This is a genomic window from Streptomyces sp. NPDC057877, assembly GCF_042796855.1.
GTDB lineage: Bacteria > Actinomycetota > Actinomycetes > Streptomycetales > Streptomycetaceae > Streptomyces.
This window is the reverse complement of the sequence record NZ_JBHVMS010000002.1, coordinates 169,893-184,117: the sequence shown is the minus strand read 5'-3', so window position 1 is coordinate 184,117 and position 14,225 is coordinate 169,893. Positions and strand designations below refer to the sequence as shown.

General features: G+C 74.1%; 11 protein-coding genes. 9 read left to right on the top strand and 2 right to left on the bottom strand.

The features are described from left to right. Positions 1 to 75: 75 nt before the first annotated feature. From ACFVQG_RS04735 to ACFVQG_RS04715, 5 genes are all read left to right on the top strand, one after another. Positions 76 to 894 (top strand): ABC transporter ATP-binding protein, encoded by an 819-nt coding sequence (locus ACFVQG_RS04735; RefSeq protein ID WP_383376837.1) that lies wholly within the window; start codon positions 76 to 78, stop codon positions 892 to 894. Further along, positions 891 to 3,386 (top strand): FtsX-like permease family protein, encoded by a 2,496-nt coding sequence (locus ACFVQG_RS04730; protein WP_383376835.1) that lies wholly within the window; start codon positions 891 to 893, stop codon positions 3,384 to 3,386. Before ACFVQG_RS04735 ends, ACFVQG_RS04730 begins: the two co-directional genes overlap by 4 nt. Positions 3,387 to 3,498: 112 nt before the next feature. Further along, positions 3,499 to 4,896: an MFS transporter gene (locus ACFVQG_RS04725; protein ID WP_383376833.1), complete on the top strand. Its 1,398-nt coding sequence runs from the start codon at positions 3,499 to 3,501 to the stop codon at positions 4,894 to 4,896. After that, positions 4,893 to 6,074 carry an FAD-dependent monooxygenase gene (locus ACFVQG_RS04720; protein WP_383376831.1) on the top strand — a complete coding sequence of 394 codons (1,182 nt, stop codon included), beginning with the start codon at positions 4,893 to 4,895 and terminating at the stop codon, positions 6,072 to 6,074. Before ACFVQG_RS04725 ends, ACFVQG_RS04720 begins: the two co-directional genes overlap by 4 nt. A 154-nt stretch (positions 6,075 to 6,228) precedes the next feature. Next, on the top strand, positions 6,229 to 6,984 hold the full coding sequence (locus tag ACFVQG_RS04715) for a thioesterase II family protein (protein ID WP_383376829.1): 756 nt from the start codon (positions 6,229 to 6,231) through the stop codon (positions 6,982 to 6,984). 24 nt (positions 6,985 to 7,008) lie between these two features. Here the strand turns inward: ACFVQG_RS04715 and ACFVQG_RS04710 are convergent, their stop codons facing one another. Further along, positions 7,009 to 8,508 carry an IucA/IucC family protein gene (locus tag ACFVQG_RS04710; RefSeq protein WP_383376827.1) on the bottom strand — a complete coding sequence of 500 codons (1,500 nt, stop codon included), beginning with the start codon at positions 8,506 to 8,508 and terminating at the stop codon, positions 7,009 to 7,011. A gap of 122 nt (positions 8,509 to 8,630) precedes the next feature. Between ACFVQG_RS04710 and ACFVQG_RS04705 the strand changes: the two genes are divergently transcribed. Genes ACFVQG_RS04705 through ACFVQG_RS04695 form a run of 3 tightly spaced genes read left to right on the top strand, consistent with a single transcriptional unit; the run spans position 8,631 to position 12,251 of the window. Then, positions 8,631 to 10,127 carry an IucA/IucC family protein gene (locus tag ACFVQG_RS04705; RefSeq protein WP_383376825.1) on the top strand — a complete coding sequence of 499 codons (1,497 nt, stop codon included), beginning with the start codon at positions 8,631 to 8,633 and terminating at the stop codon, positions 10,125 to 10,127. A 49-nt stretch (positions 10,128 to 10,176) separates the two neighbouring features. Continuing rightward, a complete protein-coding gene (locus ACFVQG_RS04700; RefSeq protein ID WP_383376823.1) occupies positions 10,177 to 11,454 on the top strand; it encodes a VWA domain-containing protein in 1,278 nt (425 codons plus the stop codon). Further along, positions 11,454 to 12,251 carry a hypothetical protein gene (locus tag ACFVQG_RS04695; RefSeq protein WP_383376821.1) on the top strand — a complete coding sequence of 266 codons (798 nt, stop codon included), beginning with the start codon at positions 11,454 to 11,456 and terminating at the stop codon, positions 12,249 to 12,251. Before ACFVQG_RS04700 ends, ACFVQG_RS04695 begins: the two co-directional genes overlap by 1 nt. Positions 12,252 to 12,302: 51 nt before the next feature. Here the strand turns inward: ACFVQG_RS04695 and ACFVQG_RS04690 are convergent, their stop codons facing one another. Next, positions 12,303 to 12,929 (bottom strand): winged helix-turn-helix transcriptional regulator, encoded by a 627-nt coding sequence (locus tag ACFVQG_RS04690; RefSeq protein ID WP_383376819.1) that lies wholly within the window; start codon positions 12,927 to 12,929, stop codon positions 12,303 to 12,305. An 87-nt stretch (positions 12,930 to 13,016) separates the two neighbouring features. Between ACFVQG_RS04690 and ACFVQG_RS04685 the strand changes: the two genes are divergently transcribed. Continuing rightward, positions 13,017 to 14,225 carry a pyridoxal phosphate-dependent aminotransferase gene (locus ACFVQG_RS04685; RefSeq protein WP_383376817.1) on the top strand — a complete coding sequence of 403 codons (1,209 nt, stop codon included), beginning with the start codon at positions 13,017 to 13,019 and terminating at the stop codon, positions 14,223 to 14,225.

Genomic DNA, 14,225 nt, shown 5'->3' with positions numbered 1-14,225 from the left:
GGTATGACGCGCCGCACGCGACCGCTGCCGCACAGTCCACGGCGTCGGCACACCAGGATCACGAAAGGCAAGAACATGAGGCTACGCAGTGGCAAGCGGCACACGGTGGACGCGCGACCGGAGGCCCCGGCCGCCACCCCCGGTCCCGCCGTCGAGCTGCGCGATGTCCGGCGGCGCTACGGCCGCGGCGGCGGCGCCGTGCACGCCCTCGCGGGCATCGACCTCGCCCTCCCGCGCGGCACGTTCACCGCCGTGATGGGACCGTCCGGGTCCGGCAAGTCCACCTTCCTGCAGTGCGCCGCCGGGCTCGACCGGCCCACCTCCGGGTCCGTACGCCTCGGCGGCACCGAGATCACCGGTCTGGACGAGAACCAGCTCACCGAACTGCGCCGCAGCCGCCTCGGCTTCGTCTTCCAGGCGTTCAACCTGCTGCCGTCGCTGACCGTGGAGCAGAACGTCCTGCTGCCCCTGCGCCTCGCCGGGCAGCGCCAGGACCACCACCGGGCCGCCGCGGTGCTCGCGCGGGTCGGCCTCGCGGACAAGGCGCGGCGTCGGCCCGCCGAGCTGTCCGGCGGCCAGCAGCAGCGCGTGGCCGTCGCCCGCGCCCTGGTCACGTCGCCGGACGTGATCTTCGCCGACGAGCCGACCGGCGCCCTCGACACCGGCACCGCCGCCGAGGTCCTCGGACTGCTCCGGCAGGCGGTGGACACCCTCGGTGCCACCGTCGTCATGGTCACCCACGACCCGACGGCCGCCGCCTGGGCCGACCGGGTGCTGTTCCTCGCCGACGGTACGTTCGTCGGCGGCCTGGAACACGGTACGGCGGAGCAGATCGCGGCGCGGATGACGGCACTGTCCGGTCGTACGGGCGTGCTGGCGGGGGCGGCGGCATGAGGCTGAGGCCCAACGGACTGGCGCGCGCCGCGGTCCGCTTCAAGCCCGCCTCGTTCGCGGGGACCTTCGTCGCGCTGCTGATGTCCGCGCTGATCGTCTCGGCCTGCGGCATCCTCATGGAGACCGGCCTGCGCGCCTCGGTACCGGCGGAGCGGTACGCGAAGGCGCCGGTCGTCGTCGCGGCGGACCAGTACGAGTACGTCGTGACGGGCAGCGGCGAGGACCGTGAGGAGGAGGCGGTGCCGCTGCCGGACACGGCACGCGTGGACGTCGCGCTGGCGGCGCGGGCCGCCCGGGCGCCGGGCGTCACGGCCGTGGTGCCGGACTTCACGTTCCCGGTACGGGCCGGGGACGGCCCGCTCACCGCGCACGGCTGGGGCTCGCACGCCTTCACCGGTACCGCGCTGTCCGCGGGCGCCGCGCCGGGCGCGGGCGAGGTGGTGCTCGACGCCGGTACGGCCCGTACCGCGAAGGCCGGTGTCGGCGACACCGTCGCACTCGAAACCGCCTCCGGGCGGCGGGACTTCCGCGTCGCGGGCATCGCCGAGCCGACCGCCGCCGACACCGCCCGGCACACCGGCGCCACCGTCTGGTTCGCCGACTCCGAGGCGCCCGCGCTCGCGGGCCACCCCGGCAAGGCGGACGCCCTCGCCGTGCTGACCGGGGACGGCACGGACCCCGGCGCCCTCGCCGACTCCGTCAGCAAGGCCCTGGCGGGCTCCGGCGCCCAGGTGCACACCGGGGAGGACCGCGGTGCCGTCGAGGACCCGGGCCTCGCCTACGCCAAGGACATCCTCTTCGGCATCGGCGGCCCGTTCGGCGGCGTCGCCACCATCGTCGCGGTCTTCACCGCGGCCGGGACGGTGGCCCTGTCCGTCTCGCAGCGGGCCCGCGAGTTCGCGCTGCTGCGCGCCGTCGGCGCCACCCCGCGGCAGATCCGCCGCGCCGTCGCCTCCGAAGCGCTGCTGGTCGCCCCGCTCGCCGGGATCCTCGGCACGCTGCCCGGGATCGGGCTCGCGCACTGGTGGTTCGGGCAGTTGCAGGACCGCGGCGCGGTCCCCGAGGCCGTATCGGTGCACGTCTCCGGCATCCCCCTGCTGATCGCCGTCGGCGCCGGGCTGCTGACCGCGCTCGGCGCGGGCTGGATCGCCGGGCGCAGGCCCGCGAGGATCAAGCCGGGGCAGGCGCTCACCGAGGCGTCGGTCGAGCGGCTCCGGCCCGGGAGCGTCCGTACGGTCCTCGGCGTGGCCGCCCTGGTCGGCGGCGCGGCTCTCACCGGTGTCGCCGCTAGCTCCACCGGGGACGACGCCGCCGGTGCGGCCCTCGGCGTCGTCATGTGCTTCATGCTCGCCGTCGGGCTGCTCGGCCCGCTGGTGGCGCGGCTGTGCGCGGGCCTGTTCGGGCTGCCGCTGCGCGGCGCGGGCCCGGCCGCCGAGCTGGCCGCCGCCAACTCCCGTGCCAACGCCCGCCGTCTGGCCTCCGCGATCACGCCGATCGTGCTGGCCGTGGCCTTCGCGTCGACGCTCGTCTTCATGAACACCAGCGAGCGTCACATCGCCGACCAGCAACTGCGCGCGGGCATCACCGCGGACCACGTGGTCACCGACCCGGCCGGGCTCCCGGTCGACGCGGCGGCGCGGGCCGCCCGCGCGCCCGGCGTGGTCGCGGCCGTCGGCGTGCAGAAGACGCGGGTGCTGGTGCCGACCGGTTCCGGCGAGTTCAAGGCGCTGCGGAGCGCGGCGGTCCAGGGCGTCGCCGCGTCCGGTGCGGAGCTGGCGCGGGTGCAGGACCTGGACGTGACGGAAGGCAGCCTCGACCGGATCGGCACCGGCCGCGTCGCCATCGACAAGACGCTGGCGAGGACGGCGGACGTCGGCGTCGGCGACCGGATGCCGCTCTACCTCCCCGACGGCACCGAGGCCCGCCCCGAGGTCGTCGCCGTCTACGGGCGCGGCCTGGGCCTGGCCGCGGTGACGATGGACCGGGCCTCGCTGGCCGGGCACACCACCTCCGGCTTCGACAGCACGCTGCTCGTACGCGGCGGCCCGCGGGAGTCACTCGCCGCCCTGGGCGAGGTCACCGACGCCTCCGGGTACGCCACCGAGCAGAGTCTCGACGCCAGGACCGGTGCCTGGATGAACAACACCATGGCCGCGGTCCTCGGTGGCTTCGCCGCCGTCGCCGCCGTCAACACCCTGGTGATGACGGTCCTCGACCGCCGCCGCGAACTGGGCACGCTGCGTCTCGTCGGCTCCACCCGGCGCCAGGTCCTGCGGATGCTCCAGTGGGAGAGCCTGCTGGTGTCGGGCGCGGGCGTGCTCCTCGGCTCGGCGATCGCCGCGGCCACGCTGATCCCGATGATGAACGGCATGACCGGCGAGGCACCGTACGTGCCCCCGCTCGTGTACGGGTCCTTCGTGGCCGCCGCCGGAGGGCTGACGCTCCTCGCGGTCACGCTGCCCGCTCGGGGAGTGCTGCGCCGCTGGTCGTAGCGCATGTGTACGGGGCGGGTGCCCGGCATCGCGTCGCCTCCCGCCCCGTACGGCCTCTCCGACCCCCGGCCTTCGCGCCCACACCCGCCCGGCAACGCTGGAAAGGACTCCCATGACCATGACCCTGGCTCCCCCGGTCCGCATCGGGAGGGCGGCCGTCGTCGCCCTCGGCATGCTGGCGGTCGCCACCGGTGCCCTGGAGTCGGTGGTGACGCCGACGCTTCCGCTCCTGCAACGGGAGCTGCACATGAGCCCGGCCGAGGGGGCGCTGCTGAGCATCGCCCTGCTCATCACCGGCGCCGTCATCACCCCGGTCGCGGGCAGGCTCGGCGACCGCTACGGCGGGAAACGCGTCCTGGTCCGGCTGATGGGGGTGGTCTCGGCGGGCGGCCTGGTGTCGGCGCTGGCACCGAACCTGCCGGTGCTGCTGCTCGGCCAGGTGTTGCAGGGCGCGATGGTCGGTGCCCTGCCCCTGTCGTTCATCCTGGTGCGCACACACCTCCCCGAGGGCGACGCGAAGGTGGCCATCGGGGTGGTCAGCGGGTTGTTCGTGGGCGGCGGAATGGCGGGCACGCTGTCGGCCGGGCCGGTGGCGGAGACGCTGTCCCGGCACTGGATGTTCGCGCTGCCGACGTTCGCGGTCGTCGGCGCCACCGTGCTGGTGAACAGGCTGATGCCGACCGATCCGCCGGGCCGGTCGGACGGCGCCGGGATCGACTGGCCCGGTCTGTTACTGCTGAGCGGGGCGTTGGTCACGCTCATGCTCACGCTCGCCCTGGCGCCCGACGCCGGATCGCGGCCGCTCGTGCTCGGCGCCCTGATCGTGATCCTGGCCGCCTTCGTGAGCGGATGGACAGCCGTGGAACGACGCGTCGCAGCGCCGATGATCGATCCGCGCATGCTCGCGCGGCCCGCCATCTGGAAGGCGTGCGTGCTGACGTTCGTGATCTGCGTCGGCACGTCGGTGGCGGTCTACCTCGTCCCGCAGTTGCTCGCGGTGCCCACCGGCACGTACGGCTTCGGGGCCTCGGCCACCGAGATCGGCTTCTTCCTGCTGCCCGGCGCCGTGGCCGCGTCGCTGGCCGGGCCGATCGGCGGGATCGGGGCCCGCCGCCTCGGCTCGCGTGCCGTGGTCACCGCCGGGATCGTGCTGATGGCCGTCGCCCTGATCGCCCTGTCGGCCGTGCACAGCGAGGTCTGGCACCTCGTCATCGGCAAGACGCTGATCGCCCTCGCCAGCGGCCTGTGTGTGACGGCGCTGGTGACCAGTACCGCCACCTCCGTCGACCAAGGGGACACCGGCATCGCCACCAGCCTGGTCCTGGTGACGCGCGTGGTCGGCTACGCCGTCGGCGCGCAGTTCGCCGGTGCGCTGCTCACCGCGGCGACCCCGGCCGGATCGGACGTCCCCGCCGAGTCGGCCTTCGTCACCGGGTTCGTCATCGCGGGCGCCGTCACGGTGCTGTCCCTGCTCGTCACTCGCACCATGGGCAAAGGAGTCAAGGAATGAAGCGCACGGTACTGATATCCGGGGCCAGCGTCGCCGGTCCCGCCCTCGCCTACTGGCTGCACCGGTACGGGTACGCCGTCACGGTCGTCGAGAAGGCGGGAACCCCGCGCGACGGCGGGTACCCCGTCGACGTACGCGGCACGGCGCTGGAAGTCGTCCGCAGGATGGGCGTCCTGCCGCAACTGCGGAAGGCGCACATCGAGTTGCGCCGACTGACCTTCCTCGACGAGGACGGCGGCCGGGTGGCGTCGCTCCACCCGCACACCGTCACGGGCGGTGTCGCGGGTCAGGACCTGGAAGTGCGGCGTGGGGATCTGACCCGGGCGCTGTACGCGGCGGTCCGTGACGACGTGGAGTTCCTGTTCAGCGACTCGATCGACACCCTGCGCCAGTCCGGCCACGGTGTCGACGTCACCTTCCGCGGGGGCGGCAGGCGTACGTTCGACGTGGTGGTGGGCGCGGACGGGGTGCACTCGCGCACCCGCGAGTTGCTGTTCGGCCCCGAGGAGCGGTTCCACCGCTACCTCGGATACTGCTTCGGCGTGTTCACCATGCCCAACCGCCTCGGGCTGTCCCACGAGACGGTGATGTGGAACGCGCCGGGCCGGGCGGCGGCCCTGTACGCGGTCGAGGACGGCGACGAGGTGCACGCCTTCCTGACCTTCGCCCACCCGGCGCCGCCGTTCGACGCGTTCCGTGACCCGGCGGCCCAACGGGGCCTGCTCGCCGAAGTCTTCGCCGACGCGGGGTGGGAGGTCCCGGGCATGCTGGCCGCCCTGCGCGGCGCGGACGACCTGTTCTTCGACGGCGTCAGCCAGATCCGCATGCCCCGCTGGTCCGGCGGCAGGGTCGCGCTGGTCGGCGACGCCGCGTACGCGCCCTCGTTCCTCACGGGCCAGGGCACCAGCCTCGCGCTCGTCGGCGCGTACATGCTGGCCGCGTCCCTGGCGGACCGGGACCACACCGCGGGGTTCGCCGCCTACGAGCACCACACCCGCGAGTTCGTGACCCTGAACCAGGAGTTGGTCGGGGAGGGCGGCGCCACGCTCTTCCCGACCACCGCCCAGGCCCTGGAGCAGCGCAACGCCAGGCTGCGCGACCTCACCGCCGTCCCCTCCGCCGGGCCCCGCCCGGCCCATTCGGCGCTCACCCTGCCCGAACGCACGCCGCCGCACTGATCCCACGTGCGCGGCATCGGATCAGGACCGACAGCGCACCCTTTCGGCCATTGGCTCCCCCACGTACCTCCTGGTCATTGCGTGAAGTCCCGTCACACTCCGACAGTGAGGCGAGCGCTTGTTACTCGACTTCACACCCCCTGGTGGTCTGGCCGTGGCACACAAAGGACAGGACCTCTGGTTACGGCGTTTCCACGCGAGCGAGGGCGCGGTCTGCGAGGTGGTCTGCTTCCCGCACGCGGGCGGCGCCGCCTCCTCCTGGCGCGGACTCTCCGCGGAACTGTCCCCCACGGTCGACGTGCTGGCCGTGCAGTACCCCGGGCGGCAGGACCGGCACCGTGAGGCGCCGGTCGGGGACCTGCACCGGCTGGCCGATCTGATCGCCGGGGTCCTGGGCCCCGGGCGTGAGCGGCCCCGGGCGCTGCTGGGGCACAGCATGGGGGCGTCCCTGGCCTACGAGGTGGCCGTGCGGCTGGCGCGCGAGCCGGGCGGTGAGCCACGGCTGCTCGTCCTGTCGGGCCGACGCGCCCCGTCCCTGCCCCCGCGGGACCGGAGCTGGCTGCGGGACGACGCGGCCCTGATCGCCAAGGTGCGCGCGCTCGGCGGCACGGACGCCGCGCTCCTCGACGACCCGGAGCTGCGGGAGCTGGTCCTGCCCGCGCTGCGCGGCGACTACCGGGCGCTGGCGTCGTACCAGGGCACACCGGGCCGGACGCTGTCGTGTCCCGTGCTGGCGCTCGCGGGCGGCCAGGACACCGACGCGACCGCGGCGGATGTGGAGGCGTGGCGGCACCACACCTCCGGTGACTTCCGGATGCGGGTGTTCGAAGGCGGCCACTTCTTCCTCAGCCACCACACCAGGGAGGCGGCCGGACTGGTCCGCGAGCTGCTGCCGACCCATGTCGGCTGACCCGGCCGGGCGGTGCGCCGCCGCTCAGCCGCCCGCCAGCGGGTTGGCCAGCGGCCGGTACCGCGCCGCGGCGCCGTCCGCGCCCGTCCAGCGCAGCAGCAGGTTGGTCTTGGCGGGCACGGTGGGCTGGGTGAGGAGGGCGGTGGCCTCGGGCACCCCGTGCCGGGTCAGCTCACGGCGTACGGCGGGCCAGGGGTCGAGGGCGGGGTGCCGCTCCGTCAGGGCCCCGGCGACCTCGACGAGGTGGTTGACGAGCAGGCAGTACACCAGCCGCTCCCAGCCCGCCGCGCGGTCCGTCTCGGGCAGCAGCTTCACGCCCTCCGCGTCCCGGTACAGGGCCTGCACCGGCATCCCGTCGGCGTCCACGGCGACCAGCGTGTTCTGCAGGTGCGCCTCCAGTACGACGCCGTGTCCGGCGAACGCGGTGAGGGCGGGCGGCACCACCTGGGCGAGATACGCCTCCCACCACGACGCCGGGTCCCGGGCGCCGTCCAGCGGGTTGCCCTCGAAGCCCTCCACCAGCCCGGCGGCCAGCAGCGGCATCGCCCCCGGCAGGAGGTGCTCCCGCAGCCCGTCGCGGACCAGGACCGCGAGTTCCTCGAAGGCGAACCGGGCGGTGCGGTAGCCGCGGTCGGCGAGCCAGGCCGCCGGGCCCGCCGCCAGCGCCCCCGCGACCGCCGCGTCCGTGCGGCGCAGCTTCTCCAGGTCGTGCCGCCACAGCCGCCGTACGTCGTTGGTGATGCGCACGTCCAGGCTGAACTTCAGGAACAGGTCGCGCGAGGGGGCGTACACCGTGCGGATCGCCGCCGTCGGCCAGGTGTCGAACCCGGTGGTGCCGAGCCGCACCAGACGGCCGTCGGCGAAGGCGGGCGCCAGTTGGTGGGCGGTCAGCTCCAACTGCCAGGGGTGGGCGGGCAGCAGCCGGTAGCCCGGCGGGGCGGGCGCCAGGGCGTCGAGCGCCGAGGTGTCGCCCTCCTCCACCACCAGGTCCTCGCGCACACCGAGCAGGACCAGCGGGAAACGGGCGTGCGCCTCCGGCGCGTACGGCAGCCAGGTGCCGGGCGGGCCGCCGCCGCGCGTCTTGGGGGCGGGGTGGTGCGGGTGGCCGGTGACCAGGGCCTGCTCGGAGCGCAGGTACGGGTCCTCGGGTGCCGTCGCCCTCGCGCGGGCCGCGAGCAGCGCGGCGACCGCGTCGCGGCTGTCGGTCATCTCGGCGGGCAGTTCGGCGTTGGACAGTCCCGTGTGGTGGGCGAGTTCCTCGGCGACGAGTTTGACCAGATCGTTATGGCCGAGGCGGTGCCAGCGGCCCGCCGTGTGCAGCTCGGGCCCGGCGGGCCGCCGGGTGCCGCGGACCCGCAGCAGCCGTCCGTCGGGCAGCCGGAACACCCGGCGCGCCCCGCTCTCCGGCAGCGGGTGGGCCACCTCGCGCAGCAGGCAGTTGAGCAGGGGCGCGGCAGCGTAGGCGTCGGCGCGGGCCGCGGCGGCGTCGGGCGGCGCTGCGTCGTCGTCGGGCGTCGGGGGCATGAGGTCCACGCGTTCCTCTCGTTCCCTGTGGTCCGTTCGGGCGGGAGATGATCAGTATTCACTGGCGTCGTCCGCCGCCGTGACCACCGTATTCGTGACACTCCCAGCCGAGGAGCCCGCCCGTGGACCGTCCCCGCACCACCGTCGAGGCCGAGGTCGCCGAGGAGCTGGCCGTCGTGCGTCCCGGTCTCGTGCCGCGCTTCACGGCCGAGCTGCCCGGCGCCCGCGCGGCCGTGCTGTCCCGTCTGTGGCGGGCGCTGACCCATGAGCCGCTGCCCTGGGTGCGGCGGCGGGACCGCGGCACGCTGCGGCTCTCCGACGGGCGCACGCTGGACGGGCCCGCCCCGGACCCGTACGCGACCGGCGCCTACGTCACCGTCGTCCACCTGGACGGCGTACCCCACGACGATCCGGAGCGGCTGCTGATCGCTCTCGGCGTGCCGCACGGGGCGGCCTTCGCGCGGGAACTCGGACACAGTGTCGCTTCGTTGGCCCTGTCAAGGGCCAACCAGGAGGAGTCCTCCCCACCCTGGCCGAGCACCGACTGGGAGTGGGAGCGGCGGGTCGTCGACGGCCATCCGTTCCATCCGAACTGCCGTGCCCGGCCCGCCTTCTCGGTGGCCGAGCAGCTCGCCTACGCGCCCGAGCACGGGCCGCTGGTGGAGCTGGGGCTGCTGCCGGTGCGGGCGGAGGCGTGCCTGGTCGCGGGCGCGTGGCCGGACGATCTGCGGGACGGGGACCGGCTGTTGATCCCGGTGCATCCCTGGCAGGCGGCGCATGTGCTCAAGCCGTCCGGCGACGAGGGGCTGGCCGGGGTGCTCGCCGCGCATCCGCTGATGTCGCTGCGCACCCTCGCCGTGCCCGGCGGTCCGCACGTGAAGACCGCGCTGAGCACCCGGCTGACCTCCTCGGTGCGGGACATCTCCGTGCCCTCGGTCACCGGGTCCGGCGTGCTGTCCGACTTCGGCGAGCGGGTGGCCGAGCGCACCGACGGTCTGCTGCACGTCACCCGCACCCTGGGCGCGGTCACGGACGGCTCCCAGGACCTCGCGGCCGTACTGCGCGAGTCGCCGCGGGTGTTCGCGGGGCCGGGTGAGCACATGGTGCCGGTGGCCGCCCTGCCGACCACCGGGCTGCCGTCGTCCCCGGCCTGGCTGGCGGACTTCGCCCGGCTCACGCTGACGGCCGGGCTGCGGCTGCTGGAGCTGGGGGTGGCGCTGGAGGCGCACGGCCAGAACCTGCTGGTGGTGCTCTCCGGGTCCGGCGCCCCGGTGCGGCTGGTCTACCGCGACCTCGCCGACATCCGCGTCAGCCCCGCCCGGCTGGCCCGCCACGGCGTCCCCCTGCCCGACCTGCCCGCCCGGATCCGCACCGACGACGTCACCGCGCTGCGCCGCAAGCTGTTCGGCTCGCTGGTGGCGGGCGCGCTGGCCGGGACGGCAGGAACGGGGCCGGTGCTGCGCGACGCGCTGGAGACCGCCGTACGCGACCTCCCGTCCACCCCCGATCTCCCCGCCCTGCGTCAAGATGCGCTCCCCACCAAGGCGTTGACGCTGATGCGGCTCTCCCCCGGCACGCCGGGAGACCAGTGGACGACCCTGCCCAACCCGCTCGGCTGACCCGCACCCCGCTGTGACTGATGGCATCCGTGATCAATAGGATCCGGCGATGATCACAAGAAAACGGCTGGCGGCCGGGGCCTGGGTCCTGTTCGCCGCGCTGACGGCCGGGCTCGCGCTGCCGTCCACGGCGCTCGCCGACGAGACCGACGAGACCACGGCCGCCGCGCCCCAGGTCAACCTCGTCCTGGACGTGAGCGGTTCGATGCGGGCACGGGACATCGACGGGCAGTCGCGGATGGCGGCGGCGAAGCAGGCGTTCAACGAGGTGCTGGACGCCACGCCCGAAGAGGTGCGACTCGGCATCCGCACGCTGGGCGCCGACTACCCGGGCGACGACCGGAAGAAGGGCTGCGAGGACACCGCGCAGCTCTACCCGGTCGGCCCGCTGGACCGCACCGAGGCGAAGACGGCCGTCGCCACGCTGGTGCCGACCGGCTGGACCCCGATCGGCCCGGCGCTGCTGAAGGCCGCCGACGACCTCGACGGCGGCACCGGCTCCAAGCGCATCGTGCTGATCAGCGACGGCGAGGACACCTGCGCCCCGCTCGACCCGTGCGAGGTCGCCCGGGAGATCGCCGCCAAGGGCATCGGCCTGACCATCGACACCCTCGGCCTGGTGCCCAACACCAAGATGCGCCAGCAGCTCAGCTGTATCGCCGAGGCGACCGGCGGCACCTACACCTCCGTCGAGCACACCGACGAACTGACCGACCGTGTCAACCAGTTGGTGGACCGCGCCGCCGATCCCGTCGTGGTGCCGCGGCCCGCCGAGGGCACCGACGCGTGCGCGCAGGCGCCGACGCTGACGTCCGGTCTCTACACCGACCGCGCGGAGTCCGGCCAGCAGCGCTGGTACCGGGTGGACGTGCTGCCGGGCCAGGAGCTGCGCGCCGCGGTGAGCGTGGCCGCCGACCGGGCCGTGAACCCGTCGTACGGGGTGCTGCTGCGGGCCGTCACGGTGTCCGGACGGGAGATCGTGCGCGGCGAAACCGCGGGCAACGGCCGTACGGACATGGTCTCCACGGGTCTGCGCTACCCCAAGCGCGAGAGCGACGACGACGCGGACAAGCCCGCCGCCGAGACGGTGTGCCTCCAGGTCACCCACTCCTACACGGCGGCCTCCGGCGAGAAGACGGCGCCGGGTCTGCCGGTCGAGCTGACCGTCGACGTGGTGGACGGGCCGAGCGCAGCGGACGACGTGGCCTCCTTCGGCCTCGGGCGCGGCTGGTGGCTGCTGGGCGCGCTGATCCTGACCGGTTTCGTCGCCGGTCTGCTGTGGGGCTGGGTGTCCCGCTGGCGGGTCGCGGTATGGAGGACCAACTGATGCGCATCACAAGCACCGTCGGCGCGGCCCTGCTGGCCCTCGGCCTGGCCGCCGGACCGGCCGCCGCCGACTCCGCCTCCCCGAGCCCGTCCGCCGACGACGGCGCCCCCACCGAGGCGGGCACCTCCTTCCGTACGGCGACGGAGATCGACCAGGGCGTCACGGCCACGGCGAACGGCTCCGCGGGCGACTACCTGTACTGGTCCTTCCCCGCGGACACCGGGCAACGGCCCACCGTGCGCGCCACGGTGAAGCTGCCCGAGGCGCACGCCGCCGAGACCTGGCAGCTCGACGTGTACGACGGTCTGCGGCGCCGCCAGGCCTGCCAGTACGGCGCCCAGACCCGCACCGCCGCCCAGGACGCCGCCTCCGTGGAGCTGGCCTGCACCCTGCGCACCGTGCGGGCCTGGTCGGAGCCGTGGGCGAACGACCCGCTGCCGGGCACGTACTACGTCCGCCTCACGGTGGTGGGCCTGCGGACCGCCGACCTCGGACTGCCGGTCGCCGCCGAGGTCGAGGTGGACTCCAAGGACATCGGCGGCTCGGCGGCGGTGGACGGCTCGCTGGCGGAGCCACTGGTGCCGGGCGTGGCGGTCAGCTCCGAGCAGGACGGGCGGGAGGAGTCCTCCGCCGTCCTGTCGGCCATCGATCCGGACGACGGCTGGGCTTCCGGCTGGTGGTCCGACCGCTGGGTGTGGACCGCGGTGGGCGGTGTGCTGGCGGCGCTCGCGGGTGTCGCGGGGTACAGCCTGACGCGGGGCTCGGGGCGGCCGTCGCGGGTGCCACCGGGCGCGTGACGTGAGAGCAAGGGGGGCCCGCCGGGTGCGGGCCCCCTTTCGCTCCGTGCGTCAGGCCTCCCGCAGCGCCTTCGCCAGCGTCCCGTCGCCGGTCACCGCGATCCGGCCGTCCCGCACGGCGTCGGTGACCGACAACTCCCCGCGTGCCACGGCCGTACACGTCCCCGTGTCCAGTGCCAGCAGGGCGTCCGCCTCCCCGGGGGCGGGTCCGTCGCCGTACAGCGGCCCGTCCTCGGCGCCCACGTACAGGTGGAAGACGCCCTCCTCCAGCCGCACTTCGACCAGCCCCTCCCCCTCCAGGCCACGCAGCAGCGGCAGCGCGAACCAGTGGGCGCGCACGGCGTCGGTGGGCCGCCGCTCCCCCAGCTCGGCCTGCCCCCACTCCCCCAGGGCCTGCAGCACGGGCAGCAACGCGCGTCCGCGCGGGGTGAGTTCGTAGACGTAGGCGGCACCCGGCGGCGGCAGCCGACGGCGGGTGGTCAGCCCGTCCCGTTCCATGTCCTTCAGCCGGGAGGCCAGTACGTCGGTGCTGACGCCCGGCAGGTCCGCGTGCAGGTCCGTGTAGCGGCGCGGCCCGGCGAGGAGTTCACGGACGATCAGCAGGGTCCAGCGGTCGCCCACGGCGTCGAGCGCGCGGGCGGCGGAGCAGTACTGGTCGTAGCTTCGACGAGGTGACATGCGACGCAGTCTAGACATGTCGTTGGACTTTCCAAGCTCGTACTTGGTAAAACCAAGCATCACAACGAACCGGAGGGGCGAGCGCGCATGGAGTTCCGGCAGTCGAGCAAGCTGAGCGAGGTCTGTTACGAGATCCGCGGCCCGGTGATAGAGCACGCCAACGCGCTGGAGGAGGCGGGCCACAGCGTGCTGCGCCTGAACACCGGCAACCCCGCCCTGTTCGGCTTCGAGGCGCCGGAGGAGATCCTCCAGGACATGATCCGGATGCTGCCCCGGGCGCACGGCTACACCGACTCGCGCGGCGTCCTCTCCGCCCGCCGCGCGGTCGCCCAGCGCTACCAGACGCTCGGCCTGGAGGTGGACGTCGACGACGTGTTCCTCGGCAACGGCGTCTCCGAGCTGGTGTCGATGGCCGTACAGGCGCTGCTTGAGGACGGCGACGAAATCCTCATCCCCGCCCCCGACTTCCCCCTCTGGACGGCGGTGACCACCCTCGCGGGCGGCAGGGCGGTGCACTACCTCTGCGACGAGCAGGCGGAGTGGTACCCCGACCTGGCCGACATGGAGTCGAAGATCACCGACCGCACCAGGGCCGTGGTGATCATCAACCCCAACAACCCCACCGGCGCGGTCTACCCCAGGGAGATCGTCGAGGGCATCCTCGACCTCGCCCGCAGGCACGGCCTGATGGTCCTCGCCGACGAGATCTACGACCAGATCCTCTACGACGACGCGGTCCACCACTCCGCCGCGGCCCTCGCCCCCGACCTGGTCGTCCTCACCTTCTGCGGCCTGTCCAAGACCTACCGCGTGGCGGGCTTCCGCTCCGGCTGGCTGGTCGTCACCGGCCCCAAGCAGCACGCCAGGGACTACCTGGAGGGCCTGACCATGCTGGCCTCCATGCGCCTGTGCGCCAACGCGCCCGCCCAGTACGCCATCCAGGCCGCGCTCGGTGGCCGCCAGTCCATCCGCGACCTGACGGCGCCGGGCGGCCGACTGCACGAACAGCGCGACGTGGCCTGGCAGAAGCTCAACGAGATCCCCGGCGTCACCTGCGTGAAGCCCCGGGGCGCCCTGTACGCCTTCCCGCGCCTCGACCCCAAGGTCCACAAGATCCACGACGACGAGAAGTTCGTCCTCGACCTCCTCCTGCGGGAGAAGATCCAGGTCGTCCAGGGCACCGGCTTCAACTGGCCCACCCCCGACCACTTCCGCATCCTCACCCTGCCGCACGCCGACGACCTGGAGGCGGCGATCGGGAGGATCGGCAGGTTCCTGAGCGGCTATCGCCAGTGA